General features: G+C 46.6%; 19 protein-coding genes. 11 read left to right on the top strand and 8 right to left on the bottom strand.

Annotated features, from left to right (window positions below):
- The 6 genes from mraY to mraZ form a co-directional block, all read right to left on the bottom strand.
- Positions 1-1,197 carry a phospho-N-acetylmuramoyl-pentapeptide-transferase gene (gene mraY / locus BUR42_RS16720; RefSeq protein ID WP_234979691.1) on the bottom strand — a complete coding sequence of 399 codons (1,197 nt, stop codon included), beginning with the start codon at positions 1,195-1,197 and terminating at the stop codon, positions 1-3.
- A gap of 81 nt (positions 1,198-1,278) precedes the next feature.
- A complete protein-coding gene (locus tag BUR42_RS16715) occupies positions 1,279-2,745 on the bottom strand; it encodes a UDP-N-acetylmuramoyl-L-alanyl-D-glutamate--2,6-diaminopimelate ligase (protein ID WP_074240310.1) in 1,467 nt (488 codons plus the stop codon).
- Positions 2,745-4,796 (bottom strand): penicillin-binding protein, encoded by a 2,052-nt coding sequence (locus BUR42_RS16710; RefSeq protein WP_234979690.1) that lies wholly within the window; start codon positions 4,794-4,796, stop codon positions 2,745-2,747. Before BUR42_RS16710 ends, BUR42_RS16715 begins: the two co-directional genes overlap by 1 nt.
- Positions 4,797-4,879: 83 nt before the next feature.
- Positions 4,880-5,257, bottom strand: coding sequence for an FtsL-like putative cell division protein (locus tag BUR42_RS16705; RefSeq protein ID WP_234979689.1), 378 nt, complete (start codon positions 5,255-5,257; stop codon positions 4,880-4,882).
- Between the two features lie 79 nt (positions 5,258-5,336).
- The gene (rsmH, locus tag BUR42_RS16700; RefSeq protein WP_074240308.1) at positions 5,337-6,245 is read right to left on the bottom strand and encodes a 16S rRNA (cytosine(1402)-N(4))-methyltransferase RsmH; all 909 of its coding nucleotides are present in this window, start codon (positions 6,243-6,245) and stop codon (positions 5,337-5,339) included.
- 10 nt (positions 6,246-6,255) lie between these two features.
- Complete coding sequence (mraZ, locus tag BUR42_RS16695; protein ID WP_074240307.1) at positions 6,256-6,723, bottom strand: division/cell wall cluster transcriptional repressor MraZ; 468 nt, start codon at positions 6,721-6,723, stop codon at positions 6,256-6,258.
- Between the two features lie 350 nt (positions 6,724-7,073).
- On the opposite strand from mraZ, the gene BUR42_RS16690 reads away from it, so the two are divergent.
- From BUR42_RS16690 to BUR42_RS16650, 9 genes are all read left to right on the top strand, one after another.
- Positions 7,074-7,877 (top strand): outer membrane protein assembly factor BamD, encoded by an 804-nt coding sequence (locus BUR42_RS16690; RefSeq protein WP_234979688.1) that lies wholly within the window; start codon positions 7,074-7,076, stop codon positions 7,875-7,877.
- 10 nt (positions 7,878-7,887) lie between these two features.
- Positions 7,888-8,187, top strand: coding sequence for a DNA-directed RNA polymerase subunit omega (locus BUR42_RS16685; RefSeq protein WP_234979687.1), 300 nt, complete (start codon positions 7,888-7,890; stop codon positions 8,185-8,187).
- Positions 8,188-8,263: 76 nt separating this feature from the next.
- On the top strand, positions 8,264-9,463 hold the full coding sequence (gene coaBC / locus BUR42_RS16680; RefSeq protein ID WP_074240304.1) for a bifunctional phosphopantothenoylcysteine decarboxylase/phosphopantothenate--cysteine ligase CoaBC: 1,200 nt from the start codon (positions 8,264-8,266) through the stop codon (positions 9,461-9,463).
- A complete protein-coding gene (gene porD, locus BUR42_RS16675) occupies positions 9,456-10,370 on the top strand; it encodes a type IX secretion system protein PorD (protein ID WP_074240303.1) in 915 nt (304 codons plus the stop codon). Before coaBC ends, porD begins: the two co-directional genes overlap by 8 nt.
- Before the next feature lie 4 nt (positions 10,371-10,374).
- Positions 10,375-10,830, top strand: coding sequence for a DUF4296 domain-containing protein (locus BUR42_RS16670; protein WP_074240302.1), 456 nt, complete (start codon positions 10,375-10,377; stop codon positions 10,828-10,830).
- A 19-nt stretch (positions 10,831-10,849) separates the two neighbouring features.
- Positions 10,850-11,542: a CoA transferase subunit A gene (locus BUR42_RS16665; protein ID WP_074240301.1), complete on the top strand. Its 693-nt coding sequence runs from the start codon at positions 10,850-10,852 to the stop codon at positions 11,540-11,542.
- Between the two features lie 11 nt (positions 11,543-11,553).
- Positions 11,554-12,210, top strand: a complete 657-nt coding sequence (locus BUR42_RS16660; protein ID WP_074240300.1) for a 3-oxoacid CoA-transferase subunit B — start codon at positions 11,554-11,556, stop codon at positions 12,208-12,210.
- Positions 12,211-12,225: 15 nt separating this feature from the next.
- A complete protein-coding gene (locus BUR42_RS16655; RefSeq protein WP_074240299.1) occupies positions 12,226-13,056 on the top strand; it encodes an aminotransferase class IV in 831 nt (276 codons plus the stop codon).
- Between the two features lie 2 nt (positions 13,057-13,058).
- A complete protein-coding gene (locus tag BUR42_RS16650) occupies positions 13,059-14,345 on the top strand; it encodes a cryptochrome/photolyase family protein (protein ID WP_074240298.1) in 1,287 nt (428 codons plus the stop codon).
- 38 nt (positions 14,346-14,383) lie between these two features.
- Here BUR42_RS16650 and BUR42_RS16645 read toward each other — a convergent pair whose 3' ends face one another.
- Positions 14,384-15,172: a 1,4-dihydroxy-6-naphtoate synthase gene (locus BUR42_RS16645; RefSeq protein WP_074240297.1), complete on the bottom strand. Its 789-nt coding sequence runs from the start codon at positions 15,170-15,172 to the stop codon at positions 14,384-14,386.
- 8 nt (positions 15,173-15,180) lie between these two features.
- Complete coding sequence (mqnB, locus tag BUR42_RS16640; protein ID WP_074240639.1) at positions 15,181-15,828, bottom strand: futalosine hydrolase; 648 nt, start codon at positions 15,826-15,828, stop codon at positions 15,181-15,183.
- A gap of 74 nt (positions 15,829-15,902) precedes the next feature.
- Here mqnB and BUR42_RS16635 point away from each other — a divergent pair, with 74 nt between their 5' ends.
- The gene (locus tag BUR42_RS16635; RefSeq protein WP_074240296.1) at positions 15,903-16,316 is read left to right on the top strand and encodes a 6-pyruvoyl trahydropterin synthase family protein; all 414 of its coding nucleotides are present in this window, start codon (positions 15,903-15,905) and stop codon (positions 16,314-16,316) included.
- Positions 16,317-16,335: 19 nt separating this feature from the next.
- Positions 16,336-16,941, top strand: a complete 606-nt coding sequence (gene folE, locus BUR42_RS16630) for a GTP cyclohydrolase I FolE (RefSeq protein WP_074240295.1) — start codon at positions 16,336-16,338, stop codon at positions 16,939-16,941.
- Positions 16,942-16,992: the final 51 nt, after the last annotated feature.

The following is a 16,992-nucleotide window of genomic DNA, read 5'->3' as shown; positions in this document are numbered from 1 at the left end:
TTATCTCATTTTTAATGTAGCAATGGCAAATACCACACACATCACCGTCACAATCCAGAACCGCACAGAGATCTTACTTTCATGATATCCCAGCTTCTGATAATGGTGATGCAGGGGACTCATTAAGAATACCCTTCTTCCTTCACCATACTTCTTCTTCGTGTATTTGAAATAGCTCACCTGGATCAGTACGCTCAGGTTTTCTACCAGGAACACACCGCAGAAGATGGGGATCAGCAATTCTTTTCTCACAATAATGGCCAGTGATGCAATGATGCCTCCCAGTGCGAGACTGCCTGTATCACCCATAAAAACCTGGGCAGGGAAAGCGTTGTACCAGAGGAAACCTACACAGGCTCCTACCAGGGCTGCAATGAATATGGAGAGTTCACCGAGGTTGGGGATGTACATAATATTGAGGTACTCCGCAAACTTGATGTTACCGCTCACATAAGCAAAAATGCCAAGGCAGATCCCTATCACTGCGGAAACGCCTGTTGCCAGCCCATCCAGTCCATCCGTAAGATTGGCACCATTGGACACGGCTACAATGATAACGATCACGATCAGGGTGTACAGGATGAAAGTGTATTTCTCCGCACCGGGCCCTATCCAGGAGATCAGTTTGGAATAATTGAATTCATGGTTCTTTACGAAAGGAATGGTGGTGATTGGTGTTTTAACGTCCACAAACTTTTGCCCATCTACGGTTACCCTTTCGGAACTATTGATCACTCTTTCATTCGCCGGCATCTTTTTACCGTTCATTACTTCACGGGAGATCACCACATTGTCATTGAAATACAGGGTAAGCCCCACGATGAGCCCAAGCCCTATCTGCCCCAGTATTTTAAACCTTCCGGCAAGTCCTTCTTTATTCTTTTTAAATACTTTGATATAGTCATCAATAAACCCGATCAATCCCAGCCAGATGGTGCAAAGCAGGATGAGCAGGATGTATACATTCAATACCCGGGCAAAAAGGATAGTAGGGATCACGATGGCAGCCAGGATGATCAGGCCACCCATGGTGGGAGTGCCTTTTTTGCTTACCTGCCCTTCCAGGCCCAGATCACGGATCGTTTCGCCGATCTGTTTCTTTTGCAGGTACCTGACAATACGTTTACCAAAAAGCAAAGAGATCGCGAGTGACAGTAATAACGCCATCGTTACCCGGAAGGTGATGAATTGCCACATTCCGGTACCGGTGTAGTTAAATTCTGTTTTTAGATAATTGAATAAGTAGTATAACATATAAATGGATCGTGATCTCTGATTTTATTTTTCTAACAGCGCGAACATTTCCAGCAACACTTGTTTATCGTCAAAAGGATGTTTTACCCCATTGATCTCCTGGTATTTTTCATGACCTTTCCCGGCAATGAGGATGATATCTTCCTGCTTTGCAAAGCTGCAGGCGGTTTTGATAGCTTCCTTACGATCGGAAAGGGAAATAACCTTTTTACGTTGATGCACTCCAACACCTGCTTCCATCTGGCGGATGATCTCTCCCGGATCTTCAGAACGGGGATTATCCGAAGTAAAGATCACTTTATCACTATGTTCTGCAGCTACTTCTCCCATCACCGGGCGTTTGGTTGTATCCCTGTCTCCACCGCAACCTACCACGGTAATGATCTGCTCATGGCCCTGGCGGAGATTTTTGATGGTGGCCAGCACATTGAGCAAAGCATCCGGTGTGTGGGCATAGTCAACAATACCGATCACACGTTGCTCTTTGGAAATGATATAATCAAAGCGGCCTTCAGCTCCTTTCAGATCACTGAGTGCAGCCAGTACTTCATCCTTGTCTTTACCTGCCAGCACCGCTGCACCGTACACGGCCATGAGGTTATAAGCATTGAACTCACCGATCAGGCGGAAGTGTACTTCCCTTTCTCCTACCAGCATCACAAGGCCCGTGATATTGTTTTCAATGATCTTACCTTTAAAGTCGGCCATACTGCGCAGGCTGTAAGTGGCTTTGCGGGCTTTGGTGTTTTGCAGCATCACCGGTCCGCGTTTATCATCGAGGTTGGTGATGGCAAAAGCATTGTTTGGTAACTGATCAAAGAAGGACTTCTTTACACGGATATATTCATCAAAGGTTTTGTGATAGTCTAGGTGATCATGCGTGATATTGGAGAAGATGCCTCCCGCGAACCTCAGTCCTGCTATCCGTTGCTGATGAATAGCATGGGAGCTTACTTCCATAAAAGCATAATCACAACCTTCCGCTACCATGTCTGCCAGTAGTGCATTCAGACTGATGGGATCGGGCGTGGTATGTGTTGCCGGAACAATCCTGTCGCCTATCTGGTTCTGAACAGTAGATAACAGCCCGCAATGATGCCCCAGTTGTGTGAACAAACGGAACAGGAGGGTAGCGATGGTAGTTTTACCATTTGTACCTGTTACCCCTATCAGTGTCAGTTTCTGGGAAGGATTGTCGAAGAAGTTACCGGCCATTACGCCACCTGCCTGTGCACTATTGCTTACCTGCACATAACATACATCCGGGGAAATGGTATCCGGCAGTGTTTCACAGATCACAGCAGAAGCACCCAATGCAATAGCTTTGGAGATGAACTGATGCCCGTCTGCCGCAAAACCACGAATGGCGATGAAAGCATCGCCTGTTTTGATCTGCCGTGAATCAATGCTCAAAGCGCGCACGGCAATATCATTATTGCCCTGCACCGCCAGGATGTTCACATTATATAATATTTCCCGCAGCGTCTTCATCAACCGAGTTCTATTATGATTGTTTGTTCTTTTCCAATATTGGTACCGCCAGGCAGGGATTGTGATGTAACCCTTCCTGCACCTTTGATCACTACCCTCAGCCCTGCATTTTCCAGCAGGTACAATGCATCTTTCAATCCCATTCCTTTCACATCAGGTACCTGGCCCGGGGATTGCGACAGCGATTCAAAGCTGACTTTGTTGTTCTTTACATCTGTACTTACCCAGTTAGAGTTGTTGATCACGCCTTGCCAGGGTAAGTTCAATGCCGTTACCACGCTGCGCCATTCACTTCCTTTGCCACCTTTCATGGCCATGAGTGTGTCCAGTACTGAAACGCCGTTTATAGGACGGGGTTTCTGAATAGCCAGCGCATACAATTTATCCGCTACTTCCCTGAACACAGGCCCAGCTACAGTTCCTCCATAGAACTTTGCAGCATGGGGTTTATTTTTGATCACCACTACGCAGGTGAATTGCGGGTCGTCCGCAGGGAAATAACCTGCAAATGAAGACTGGTAGATCTTATCCGCATATCCGCGGTTTCCGTTAGCTACCAGTGCTGTACCAGTTTTGCCGGCGATACGGTAGTAAGGTGTTTGCAGTTTTACTGCGGTACCATTCAGCACCACACCTTCCAGCATATCTTTCAGCTGTGCCAGTGTACGGGGAGAGCAGATGCTGTCCAGCACAACTGTGGGTTCAAACGATTTTACCGGTTTACCAAACTCCATAATGGCGTTTACGAGGTAAGGCCGCATCATCTTTCCGTTGTTAGCCACTGCATTATAGAGCATGGCTGTTTGCAGAGGGCTTTGTAATACTTCATATCCAAAAGCCATCCAGGGCAGGGTGCTGGCACTCCAGCTGCGGGAAGCGGTTGTTTTGATCACCGGTTTCCCTTCCCCTACAATGTCAATTCCAGTAGGTGTATCGAGGTGTAATCTTTTAAAGTGATTAGCGAACTCATTCGGGTTCTTATAATAATATTGATAGGCCAGTTTAGCCATCCCTACATTCGAGCTTCTTTCAAATGCACGTTTAATGGTTACCGTGGTCAGGTGATGTGGTTCGGAATCATACACCACTCTTTTACCTACCGGCCATCTGCCATAGTTCAGGTCCACCGTATTATTAGGTGTTACAAATCCATCTTCCAATACGGCAATCATTGTGGCCAGTTTGAAAGTAGAGCCGGGTTCTCCCACCTGCAGGGCATAGTTCAGATCCTCCCAATAGCTGCCATCCTTTTGACGGCCCAGGTTGGCAATGGCTTTGATCTTACCGGTTTTCACTTCCATGAGTATGCAGGTACCGTGTTCTGCTTCGTTCTGCACCAGCATTTTCATGAGTGCGTTCTCGGCAATGTCCTGCATGTTCACATCCAGGGTGGTGATCACATCTTTCCCGTTTTCAGGTTCGATGTCAAATCCTTCCACCGGCATAAAAGTGTTTCCCGCGATGCGGCGCATGAGGCGTTTACCGGTAACACCATTCAGGCTTTCGTTATACGTTCTTTCCAGTCCTACGTTCTGCGAGTTTTCACGCGCAAGGCCAATCGTACGATTGGCCAGTAGTTTGAAAGGGTTGATCCTTTTGTTTTTAGTCTCAGCGATGAGCCCGCTTTTATTCCTTCCGAGCCGGAACATTGGAAAGGTCCGCAGTTCCTGGTAGTCATCGAATTTGATATCTCTTTTAAGAAGAAAGTAGCGGTCCTTATCCTTGTATCCTTCCTCGAGCAACTTCTTGTATGCATTTGCGGAACGATCCATGAACAGGGCCGCCAGGCGGACGGAGAGAGAGTCTATATTATCCTTGAAGATGTTGGCTTTCTTATCCATCAGCCCGTCTGCCTGAAAATCTATCCGGATGTCGAAGTAGGGAATGGAGGTAGAAAGCATGCGTCCTTCTTCGGAATAGATCGTGCCACGGTCTGCATCAAGGTCCATATAGGAGGTATGCAGGCTGTCAGACATACTGCGCCAGTAATCGCCTTTCACATGTTGTATATAGAATACCTTGCCGAGGATAGCCACAGCAAAGATCCCCATGCCAATTAAGCACAGATAAGCTCGCCATAGTATGTCCTTTTTAATTTCCATTTGCCGGGTCAGGTATCAGTATCTAATGAATATTATTGTTGTTCCGCTTTTTCCGTTTTCACTTCAATGCGTTGCGGTGGTGCATTCAGTTCTTTCAACCCCAGCGGTTCCACGGCTTTGCTTACTTCACTTAATTTGCTCCGGAACATCAGTTCGCTTTTCACGCTCAGATATTCCCATTTCAATTCTTTTATCTCTTTGCTGAGCTTGTTGATGCGGCGGACCTTTTTTTCTGCCAGATGACTGTTGGCGATATACACCAGTGCCAGTACTGCCAGGAAAAGGAGGAAGGGAAGGTTCTGCGTGATGAGCTGGTAGTTGATCCGCAGGCGCCATTCTCTTTTTGGCTCCTGTGGAAGTGCTTCCGCACCTGCTTCTTCATTCATATGCTTTTCTTCTTCCTGCAACACATTACAAGGTTTAGCAACAGTTTATTCTCAAAATTCTTTTCTCAGTAACTAGGGGATAGGATGGAAGTAACCGGCGCTATTATACTTTTTCTGCGATCCTTAACTTGGCGCTTCTGCTCCGCGGATTTGCCTTCAATTCTGCTTCACTGGCTGTAACCGGTTTTTTTGTAACCGGCTTGAACAGCTTTGGCGGTGTTTCGAAAGCGTAGGGGTTATCGTCCGTGGCTTCAAAACTTCCGGTTTTCATATAATTCTTCACCAACCGGTCCTCCAGGGAATGGAAGGTGATCACTGCCAGTATACCTCCCGGCTTCAATACCTGTTGTGATTGTGTGAGCAGGTCTTTCAATGCACCCAGCTCATCATTCACTTCTATCCGCAGGGCCTGAAAGACCTGGGCCAGGTATTTTGCAGGATTGCCTTTCACGATAGGCTGTATGAGAGATTTGAATTCAGTAATGGTGCGTAACGGATGCGCTTTCCGCAACTGTACGATCGTTTTTGCCAGGGTTTTGGAGTTGGTTACCTCTCCGTAATCCTGGAAGATCTGCAAAAGCCGTTGTTCAGAGTAGGTATGCAGAATGTCCGCCGCCGTTTTAGCATTACGGGTATCCATCCGCATATCCAGGTTTCCGTCAAAACGGGTGGAAAACCCCCTGGCTCCTGTATCAAACTGATGGGAGGAAACACCAAGGTCTGCCAGTAGCCCATCCGCATCCAAAGCTTTATGCAGTTTCATGAAGCGGTGAAGGTGACGGAAATTCTCGCGGACGAAAGTGACCCTGTCATCGATGATCCGGTTACGGTAAGCATCCTCATCCTGATCAAACACAATCAGTCTTCCCTGGGGGCCGAGTTTTTCCAGGATAGCCCTGGAATGTCCTCCGCCGCCAAAAGTGACATCCACGTAAGTGCCGTTGGGTTTGATCTGTAAATGCTCCACTACTTCATGAAGCAGAACGGGCAGGTGATACTGTGATGGTTCCATATGCGCCGCTTTACAATCCCAAATTTGGTCCCTCTCCGGTCATTACCTGTTGCGCTAAGCTGCTAAAGGCCTCCGGTGAAAAATTATCAAAGAACTCCTGGTATTTCGTTTTGTCCCAGATCTCAATCTTGTTGTTGGCCGCCGTCAGCACAATATCCTTGTCTAACCCCGCATGAACCATCAGGTTCTTTGGGATGTTCAGCCGGCCTGCACTATCCAGTTCCAGGATGGTGGCCCCGTTGAGAAAATAGCGGCGGAATTCCCTAACTTTCGGGTCAAAATCATTCAACTTGCCAATCCGCTCCTGTATAGGCTGCCATTCATTCATCGGGTACAAAGTCAGGCACTTTTCAAAGCCACGGTTCAGCACAAACTGGTTCCCGGCACTTTCCGCTATCTGCCGTTTAAATCCGGCAGGGAGCAGAAAACGCCCTTTCGCGTCCAGCGTTGCTTCATATTCACCTAAAAATCCTGTCATGCTTTGATTTAGTACCTAAATTCTACTTTCTAACACAAAATAACACTTTTTCCCACTTTTAACCGAAAAAAGAGATTATATATTTTTTCCACAGGTTATTTGTGCCTGTTAGTCAGCGTTTCAAGGTTGTTTTCAGGGTGGGAGTGTGGATACTGTGAATAGAAATGTGGATAAATTGTTGATAGTGATTGCTTATCTGTGGATAAGCCCATTCTGTAGGCCTTAGACCCTGATTTACACCATTTTTGCAAAATTTTAACTGCTCTTTCTCCGCTGTTAATAATATTTGCTTTTAATTCGTACCTTTGCGATTCTTTTTTATGAGGAAAATTCTCTTATACACTGGCCTTTTGGCATTTTTAGTTGGCGCTGTCTCCTGTAACAGGGAATTAAGGCGGATCGAAAAAAGTAACGATCTTGAAAAGAAACTGGCGTACGCTAATAAGATGTACGACAAGAAGAAGTACCAGATGGCGCAAACGCTGTATGAGGAACTGATTCCAATCTTTAAAGGCACCGAGAAGTTTGAAGATCTGTACTATAAGTACGCCTACTGTTCTTTTTACCTGAAGGACTATACCCAGGCTACTTTCCATTTCAAGAACTACCTGGAGGCCCTGCCCAGCAGCCCAAGAGCGATGGAAGTGGATTATCAGCATGCTTACAGCTATTATAAGCTGTCTCCCAAGGTACCGCTGGATCAAACCAACTCCATGAAGGCCATCGCAGCGATGCAGACCTTCATCAACTCATACCCCACTTCCCCTAAAGCAGCGGAAGCCAATGTGGTGATAGAGTTATTACGCCGCAAGCTGGAACAAAAGGACTATAACGCAGCCGAACTGTATTATAACCTGGGGCATTACAAAGCAGCAGGGGTTTCATTCAAAAGCCTCATGCGCGCTTACCCGGATTCCGAGAAAAGTGACGGTTACAAGTTCATGGCTATCAAATGCTATTACCAGTATGCCAAGCAAAGCATACCTTCCAAGCAAATGGAGCGTTATGAGACCGTGGTAACCGAGTTCCTGGAGTTTACAGACCGTTACCCCTCAAGCAAATTGAAGGGCGATGCCGAAAAATATTATACCTTAGCAAAAAATAACATTAAAACGCTGGAAAATGAGCAAAATAAAGAGAAGTCTAACCAGTAGCATAAACCCTATGGTTGAAACAAGGAACACCACCGACATCAAAAACCGGACTGGTAACCTGTATGAATCTATTGCCATTATTGCCAAAAGGGCAAACCAGATCAATATTACTGTAAAGGAAGAACTGCATTCCAAACTGGAAGAGTTCGCCAGCCACACGGATAATCTGGAAGAAGTGCATGAGAACAAAGAGCAGATCGAAATATCCCGTTTCTACGAAAGACTGGCTAATTCTGCTATTCAGGCTACCAACGAGTTCCTGGATAACAAGATCTACTTCCGTAAGAACGACGACGATCTGTATAGCTGATCCACATCAGTTATCACGAAAAATATTAACTTCATAGCGGCAGAATAGATACATTCTGCCGCTTTTGTTTTACTGCATGTTACAAGGGAAAAAAATTCTATTAGGTGTTACCGGCAGCATTGCAGCTTATAAAGCTGCCCTGTTGGTGCGTTTGCTTGTAAAAGAAGGCGCACAGGTTAAAGTGCTTATGACCCCCGCTGCTACGGAATTTATTACGCCGCTCACTTTATCCACCCTTTCCAAACAGGAAGTAGGGGTTACCATCAGTGAGCACGGCAGCTGGAGTAACCATGTAATGCTGGGCCGCTGGGCGGATGTAATGTTGATTGCCCCCGCTTCTGCCAATACCATGGCCAAAATGGCCAATGGTATCACAGATAACCTGCTGCTGGCAGTGTACCTTTCTGCCACCTGCCCTGTATTATTTGCCCCTGCCATGGATGAGGATATGTGGTTCCATCCTGCCACCAAAGCCAATATAGCTAAATTGCTCTCCTACGGTCACCAGCAGATACCCATTCAAAAAGGGGAACTGGCCAGTGGTTTATTCGGGGAGGGCAGAATGGCCGAACCGGAAGCCATTATTGCGTATCTCCATGATTTCTTCTCAAAAGGGAATAAACCCCTGGCTGGCAAAACAGCGCTTGTATCTGCAGGCCCCACCCAGGAACCTTTGGACCCCGTTCGTTTTATCAGTAATCATTCCAGCGGAAAAATGGGCATAGCACTTGCAGAAGCATTAGCCGAAGCGGGTGCAAATGTGCAATTGGTTTTAGGGCCTACCCATCTTTCCACCCAACATAGTGGCGTTGTTACTACCCGTGTGGTAACGGCAGCGGATATGTTTTCCAGCTGTATGGAACTTTCACCGAAAGCGGACATTATCGTAATGGCCGCTGCAGTGGCGGATTACAGACCCAAAAACGTGGCAGATAAGAAAATGAAGAAGAAGGATGACGAATTAAATATTGAACTGGAGAAAACAAAAGATATTGCCCGAACGCTCGGCAGCCAGAAGAAGAATGGCCAGCTATTGATAGGATTTTCCCTCGAAACTAACAATGAGCGCGAGTTTGCGCTTAAGAAGCTGCAGGACAAAAACCTGGATATGGTGGTGCTCAATTCCCTGAACGATGCCGGCGCCGGTTTCAATTACGATACAAATAAAGTACTGCTCTTATCCCGGAATGGAAAAGAACAGGCACTGCCCCTGCAATCAAAGCAGGAGGTGGCCCGAAATATAGTATTGGCTATAATCGATTTGCAACATGCTTAAATACCTGCTATCCTCCCTCTGCCTGTTCTGCTGTTTCCATGCAGGTGCCCAGGAACTGAGGGCCAATGTTTCTGTACAGGCTGCGCAATTGAGCACCGGTACAGATAGGAAGATCTTCAATACCCTGCAGAGTGCCCTCGCTGAGTTCCTCAATAACCGCCGATGGACGGATGATGCATTCACTCCCGCAGAACGTATTGAATGCAATTTCCTGCTGAACGTAACACAGGCGCTGGGTAACAACACTTACAAAGCTTCCCTCACCATACAGGCCACCCGCCCGGTTTTTAATGCCGGATATACTACCAGCATCCTGAACACGCAGGATAACAATATCGTGTTCAAATACATTGAATTCCAACCACTGGAATTCAATGAACAGCGTATCGTGGCCAATGATCCGCTGGTATCCAACCTCACGGCTTCTCTTGCATATTATATCTATATCATACTGGGAATGGATTACGATTCTTTCTCTCCCCGTGGTGGCGACAATTTCTTCAAAAAAGCACTGAACATTGTAAACAATGCCCCGGACGGAAAAGATATTTCCGGCTGGAAAGCATTTGAGGGTAACCGTAACCGTTACTGGTTACAGGATAACCTGCTGAATGTAAAGTTCAGCCGCTTTCATGATGTAATGTACCAGTACCATCGCCAGGGGCTGGACCAGATGTATGAGGATGTGAACAAGGGGAGAGCTGCTGTCATGAACTGCCTGAATATGCTCGTGGGGATCCAGGAAGAAATGCCGAACTCCATGCTGCTGCAGGTTTTCTTTAATGCAAAGAGCGATGAGCTGCTGAAGATCTTTTCCAAAGCCCCTCCCCAGGAAAAAGTGAGGGCAGGCCAGATCCTGGCCACACTGGATATACCCAATGCTAATAAATATCAACAATTAAGATAGATTCATGCGTAAGACGGCCGGAGTATTTTTACTCAGTTTGTTGTTCGCCTGCGGACAGGCGGATCGTGTACCAAAGGATGTGCTGGCAAAGGATAAAATGAGAGACATCCTGCTGGATATGAATTATGCGGAAGTATACGGAAGAGACCAGGGAATAGATACCGTAAAGATCGCAGATTCCGTCCGCGAAGAAAATATAAAACGTTACTATGTGCAGATCCTTCAACTGCATGGCATCAGCCGGGAAGAGTTTCAGCACAGCTATAAGTATTATGAACATCATCCGGATAAACTGGAAGAAGTATATAAAGAGATGCAGGAGATTGTGAAGCGGAAACGTGAAGTGGTGGATTCGCTGGAACGAAAAGAAGAGGAGCGGAAAAATGGCATCCCCGGCAGGACCCGCAGAGATTCCCTCTACTGGCCACGTGCGGATAGTATGATCCTGACTTTACCCTAATTAATTATAACACCAAAACATGAAGAAAGTAGTTGCTAACGCCGATGAAGCGATCGCCGACATACCCAACGGCGCTACCCTTATGCTCGGGGGCTTTGGCCTGTGCGGCATTCCGGAAAACTGCATTGCTGCCCTGGTCCGTAAGGGCATTCACACACTTACCTGCATCTCCAATAATGCCGGCGTGGATGAATTTGGACTGGGCCTCTTACTGAAAACAAGACAGATCAAAAAGATGATGTCTTCCTACGTAGGGGAGAACGCAGAATTTGAAAGGCAGTTATTATCAGGAGAACTGGAAGTAGACCTTATTCCCCAGGGAACACTGGCCACCCGTATTCAGATGGCAGGTATGGGGATCCCCGCCTTTTTTACCCCCGCAGGTTATGGAACGGAAATAGCTGAAGGGAAGGAAACCCGCAATTTTGATGGAAAGGATTATCTCATGGAATTAGCCCTGCATGCGGATTTTGCTTTGGTGAAAGCCTGGAAGGGAGACACCATGGGCAACCTCGTTTTCAGGAAAACCACCAGGAACTTCAGCACCTCTATGGCAAAAGCCGGTAAGGTAACGATTGTGGAAGTAGAACACCTGGTGCAACCCGGAGAACTGGATGCAGACGAGATCCATGTTGCGGGAATTTATGTACACCGCATTTTCCAGGGTAGCAATTATGAAAAGCGCATTGAGCGTAAAACAGTGAAGATCTAAAATCAATTACAATGGCGCTCGATAAATACGGTATCGCTAAACGCATAGCGCAGGAATTGCGGGATGGCATGTATGTGAACCTTGGGATTGGTATTCCCACCCTCGTATCCAATTTTGTTCCTTCCGGGATCTCCATTATGCTGCAGTCTGAAAATGGCATGCTGGGCATGGGGCCTTATCCCCTGGAAGAAGATATAGATGCAGACCTGATCAATGCAGGTAAAGAAACAGTAACGGTACTCCCCGGCGGTGCCTTTTTCGACTCTGCGGAAAGTTTTGGAATGATCCGCGCAGGAAAAGTAGACCTCACTGTGCTGGGGGCCATGGAAGTGTCTGACAACGGGGATATTGCCAACTGGAAGATCCCCGGGAAAATGGTGAAGGGCATGGGAGGCGCCATGGACCTGGTAGCCTCTGCCAAGAACATCATCGTGGCCATGATGCACACCAATCCGAAAGGAGAGAGCAAACTACTGCCCAAATGTACCTTGCCATTAACAGGGGTGCATTGTGTAAAAAAGATCGTGACGGAACTGGCTGTACTGGAAGTAACCTCCAGTGGCTTTAAGCTGCTGGAACGGGCTCCGGGGGTGCCGGTAGCTGAAATTGTAGCTAAAACAGCCGGCCGTTTGGTAGTGGAGGGAGAAATTCCTGAAATGGTAATATAATCGTAAATTAGAAGTATGCAATTGTGTTATAACGGAAAATTCGTGGCGAGTGACAAGCCATTGCTCACCGTGGATAATCGCAGTTTTCGCTATGGCGACGGATGTTTTGAAACGATGAAAGTCTATCAGGGGCAACTGTTGTTAGCAGATCTTCATTTTGAAAGACTGATAGCGAGTTTGCATATCCTGCACTTTCACATTCCTGCGCATTTTTCCAAGGAGTACTTCACAGGCCTGATACAGGAACTCTGCCGCATAAACGGCGTGAGTATGCTGGCACGCGTAAGGCTTACCGTATGGCGCGCCGGTACCGGTTTGTACGACCCCGTTGATCATACGCCTCATTTCATTATCCAGTGCTGGGAACTTCCTAAACACATCTTTGAACTGAACAACGCCGGCTTAAGGCTGGACGTATATCCGGATGCTACCAAGTCCGGAGACAAATTGTCCAACATAAAATCCAATAACTGCCTGCCCTACATCATGGGCGCACTCTATGCCAAACAACAGCAGCTGAGTGAGGTATTGTTGTTGAATGCCCGTGGCCGTGCTGCTGATACTACCATTGCCAATATCTTCGCGGTACAGGATGGTAAGATCTATACACCGCCACTCAGCGAAGGCTGTGTTTGCGGCGTGATGCGCAAATACTTACTGCAGGCCGATCTCCCTTTTAAGATCGAAGAAAGACCACTCACTATTTCAGACCTCCAGGATGCGGAAGAAATTTTCCTCACTAATGCTATTTATGGCATCAGGTGGGTGGGAACATTCCGTAAAGTGAGCTATGGCAATGCAACAGGCGCTATCCTGCATGAACTGTTGTATGAATCTATCTTATAATTATGGTTGTACTTTGCTGGCTCCGCCGCGATCTCAGGCTTTCTGACCAGGCAGCTTTATATCATGCCTTACGCAGCGGTATACCGGTTGTGCCGGTTTTTGTTTTTGACACGAACATTCTCAATGATCTGGAAGACCGCACGGATAAGCGATTGCAGTTCATCCACGATACACTGGAGCAATTGCAGCAACAACTAATACAAAGCGCCAGCTCACTGGATGTTTTCTATGGTACGCCGGAAGAAGCCTTTATACACTGGACCAAACGTTACAAAGTAAAAGCTGTTTTCACCAATCATGATTACGAACCTTATGCCCGTGAACGGGATGCTGCTATAGAAAAGCAATTGAAGACCCTGAACATCCCCTTTCATACATACAAGGACCAGGTGATCTTTGAAAAGAATGAAGTGTTGAAAGATAACGGGGAACCATATACGGTATTTACACCCTATAGCAAAAAGTGGAAGGCAAAGCTGAATGATTTTTATCTCAAACCTTACCCGGCAAAGGATAATTTTTACAGACAACAACCCTTGCCTATTCCCGCTCTTAAAGACATGGGGTTTGAAATAACAGACAGCAGTTTTCCTGGAACTGATAGAGAGGATGCCCTCATCCGCCATTATGATCAAACTAGGGATTTCCCCGCTGTGGATGGTACTACAAGGTTGAGCGTACACCTGCGTTTTGGTACCATCAGTATCAGGGCTTTAGCACAGAGGGCACGTAAGCTGAATGAAGTATTTCTGAATGAATTGATCTGGCGCGATTTTTACCAGATGATCCTATGGCATTTTCCGCAGGTGGTGCATCAGTCTTTCAGGAAAGAATATGATGCAATTGCATGGCGTAATAATGAAAAGGAATTTCAGCGCTGGTGCGATGGGCAAACCGGCTATCCAATTGTAGATGCAGGAATGAGGGAACTGAATGCAACAGGTTATATGCATAACCGGGTGCGGATGATCGTAGCCAGTTTTCTGACCAAACATCTGCTGATAGACTGGCGTTGGGGGGAAGCATATTTTGCGAAGAAGTTATTGGATTACGATCTGGCTGCCAATAACGGAGGCTGGCAATGGGCTGCCGGCAGTGGTTGCGATGCTGCTCCTTATTTTCGTGTGTTCAATCCTGCCTTACAAACACAGAAATTTGATAAGGACCTGCAGTACATTCGCAAATGGGTGCCGGAAGTAGATGATCTCACTTATATTTTACCCATAGTACAACATGAAGTAGCACGCAAACGCGCACTGGAAGTATATGGTAAGGCATTAAAGAAATGAATTTGCCGGCACCTGAAAATGCCCCGCGGAGTAACATCTCACTTCCCCGCCATCTCTTTTAACTTCTCCACTGCAATCCTTCCTTCTTCCCCCAGATCAAGACTGAATTGATTTACGTAAAGGTCAATATGCTGCCGCATCACCTGTTCATCCATTTCCTGCGCATGATCCGTTACATAGGAAGATAATGCAGGATATCCGGCGAAAGCATGCTCAAGGCTGGTATGGATCAATTCATCCACCTTCTGTTGTACAGCTTCCGGAATGTCTTTACGGATAAAAATACCACCCAGTGGAATGGGCTGCCCTGTTGTAGCCTCCCAGAATTCTCCCAGGTCTATCAGCTTTACCAAACCCTTCAACTGGTAAGTAAAACGGTTTTCATGAATGATCACGCCGGCATCAACATCCCCGTTTAAAACAGCATTTTCTATTTCAGAGAACAGCATGATCTTTTTTTGCGAGGCACCAGGAAACGCAATACTGAAGAGAAGATTAGCCGTTGTGTTCTCTCCGGGAATAGCAATGGTAAGGTCTTTTATTGCTGCAAGGGGAATATCTTTCCTGGCAATCAGCAATGGTCCGCAACCACGGCCAAGAGCACTGCCGCTGTTCAGCAGTTTGTATCTATCAGCTACTTTGAGCCCCGCCGCGAAGCTGAGCTTTGTAATATCCAGCTTGCCTTGTAAAGCCCATTGGTTGAGGGTTTCCACATCCTCCAACTTCGTGTCAAAACTAAATCCTTCCGTTCCTATTTTTTGATTCACCAGTGCATCGAAAATGAAGGTATCGTTCGGGCAGGGTGAAAATCCTAATGTCAGACGCATGATCCAATTTATTTTATCTCCTGCAATAACGCAAGGAGTGTATTATTCAGATTGGTTACTGCAAGCGGAATATTCCATTTGCTTTTGTCCCGCACTTCCACATAATTGGAAATAGTGCGGAGTTGTAAAAAAGGGATGTTCTCCATCAAACAGCAATAATGAAAGGCGGCGCCCTCCATACTTTCAATATCAGGCCGGTACTTTTCTTCCAGCCGGGCAATGGTGGCTGCGGAACCGCTTACCAAATTCACGGTAACTCCCTTCGCTCTGCGCAGATGCTGCCCCAATGGAGATGTATTGGGTAAATAATTATGTGTAAAGGGGGGCATATCAGTGTTCCATAACCCAATATCAAAAAGGTCCTTATACTGATCGTTATCTTCCACCCCCAGGTCTCCCAGTACTTCCTGTGCTATGACCACGGTTTCCCCGATAGGCCAGCTATGTTGGAAACTACCGGCAATACCCGCTTGTATGGCCAGATCCGGCTGTTTTTTCGCAAAATACTTACCGAGGTGATATGCCGTACTGAACATCCCGATCCCTGTGACCATCACCTCCACCTCAATTTGTCCTTTTATTGTAACTTCTTGCTCCAGCCAGCTCATCAAAGGTTTGATCTCTGGCTGTGTAGCGGCTGTGACAAGTACTTTCATCCCGTAAAGGTACATTGCGCAACGGGTATCTCGTGTAATTGCGTTATTTTTGCAGAAATTTATTAGGAAATAAAATGATCTATTTAACGCGCGTGGAGCATTTTAATGCGGCACACAAGTTATTCAACCCGCATTGGAGCAAGGAACAGAACCTGGAAGTATTTGGCAAATGTGCAAATGACAACTGGCATGGGCATAATTATGACCTGCATGTAACCGTTAAAGGCAACCCTGACCCGGAAACAGGTTTCGTATTCAATGCCAAAACATTAGGCGTGCTCATCAAAGACCTCATTATCGAGAAGATGGACCATAAGAACCTGAACCTGGATGTAGATTTCATGGCAGGTAAATTCACTTCTGCAGAGAATGTGGCTATCGCCATCTGGGAACAACTGGAAAAGGCACTGCCGGAAACAGTGCAGCTACATTGTATTAAACTGCACGAAACTGCCAAGATCTACGTAGAGTACTTCGGAGGCAAATAAGCGATAACAAATACAGACCATGGCTTACAAGAAGGAAGAATCATTCGACGAGAAAGTTACAGCCGGATTAATAGAGAACTACAGGGGCGCGATTGAATTATTGGGAGAAGATCCGGAAAGGGAAGGGTTACTCAAAACCCCGGAACGTATGGCAAAAGCCATGCAGTACCTCACACAGGGTTATGGCCTGGATGCTAAAGCTATCCTTAACGGAGCTAAGTTCACAGAGGCTTACAGCGAAATGGTGATTGTGAAGGATATTGAATTGTACTCCATGTGCGAGCATCATATGTTACCCTTTTTCGGGAAAGCACATGTTGCGTACATCCCTAATGGTTATATCACCGGCCTAAGCAAGATTGCCAGGGTGGTGGATGTATTCTCCCGCCGCATGCAGGTACAGGAGCGTTTAACGCACCAGATCCTGGATGCCATCCAGGAAACACTGGAACCTCAGGGCGTGGCAGTGGTGATCGAAGCACAGCATCTTTGCATGATGATGCGCGGCGTATCCAAGCAGAACTCCGTTACTACTACTTCTGCATTCAGCGGTCAGTTTGAACATGCTGCCACCCGTGCAGAATTCATGAAACTGATCAGTTCAGACCTGATCAGCAGAAGATAGAACCTTCTCAAAATTTCTGTGGTTTAACCTGGCTAAGTACCCTTGCTAGGT

The sequence above is a fragment of the Chitinophaga niabensis genome, from assembly GCF_900129465.1.
GTDB classification, from domain to species: Bacteria; Bacteroidota; Bacteroidia; order Chitinophagales; family Chitinophagaceae; genus Chitinophaga; species Chitinophaga niabensis.
The sequence above is the reverse complement of the archived record's forward strand: the minus strand, read 5'-3'. Positions and strand labels throughout refer to the sequence as shown.

Excerpts from the sequence above, each read along its gene's own strand:
- mqnB (WP_074240639.1), bottom strand. The coding sequence starts at position 15,828 with ATGAAAGTACTTGTCACAGCCGCTACACAGCCAGAGATCAAACCTTTG.
- BUR42_RS16650 (WP_074240298.1), top strand. The coding sequence starts at position 13,059 with ATGGTTGTACTTTGCTGGCTCCGCCGCGATCTCAGGCTTTCTGACCAG.
- BUR42_RS16665 (WP_074240301.1), top strand. The coding sequence starts at position 10,850 with ATGAAGAAAGTAGTTGCTAACGCCGATGAAGCGATCGCCGACATACCC.
- mraY (WP_234979691.1), bottom strand. The coding sequence starts at position 1,197 with ATGTGGCAATTCATCACCTTCCGGGTAACGATGGCGTTATTACTGTCA.
- porD (WP_074240303.1), top strand. The coding sequence starts at position 9,456 with ATGCTTAAATACCTGCTATCCTCCCTCTGCCTGTTCTGCTGTTTCCAT.
- coaBC (WP_074240304.1), top strand. The coding sequence starts at position 8,264 with ATGTTACAAGGGAAAAAAATTCTATTAGGTGTTACCGGCAGCATTGCA.
- BUR42_RS16710 (WP_234979690.1), bottom strand. The coding sequence starts at position 4,796 with ATGGGGATCTTTGCTGTGGCTATCCTCGGCAAGGTATTCTATATACAA.
- BUR42_RS16685 (WP_234979687.1), top strand. The coding sequence starts at position 7,888 with ATGGTTGAAACAAGGAACACCACCGACATCAAAAACCGGACTGGTAAC.
- BUR42_RS16660 (WP_074240300.1), top strand. The coding sequence starts at position 11,554 with ATGGCGCTCGATAAATACGGTATCGCTAAACGCATAGCGCAGGAATTG.
- BUR42_RS16655 (WP_074240299.1), top strand. The coding sequence starts at position 12,226 with ATGCAATTGTGTTATAACGGAAAATTCGTGGCGAGTGACAAGCCATTG.
- BUR42_RS16645 (WP_074240297.1), bottom strand. The coding sequence starts at position 15,172 with ATGCGTCTGACATTAGGATTTTCACCCTGCCCGAACGATACCTTCATT.
- BUR42_RS16715 (WP_074240310.1), bottom strand. The coding sequence starts at position 2,745 with ATGAAGACGCTGCGGGAAATATTATATAATGTGAACATCCTGGCGGTG.
- BUR42_RS16635 (WP_074240296.1), top strand. The coding sequence starts at position 15,903 with ATGATCTATTTAACGCGCGTGGAGCATTTTAATGCGGCACACAAGTTA.
- folE (WP_074240295.1), top strand. The coding sequence starts at position 16,336 with ATGGCTTACAAGAAGGAAGAATCATTCGACGAGAAAGTTACAGCCGGA.
- BUR42_RS16670 (WP_074240302.1), top strand. The coding sequence starts at position 10,375 with ATGCGTAAGACGGCCGGAGTATTTTTACTCAGTTTGTTGTTCGCCTGC.
- mraZ (WP_074240307.1), bottom strand. The coding sequence starts at position 6,723 with ATGACAGGATTTTTAGGTGAATATGAAGCAACGCTGGACGCGAAAGGG.
- rsmH (WP_074240308.1), bottom strand. The coding sequence starts at position 6,245 with ATGGAACCATCACAGTATCACCTGCCCGTTCTGCTTCATGAAGTAGTG.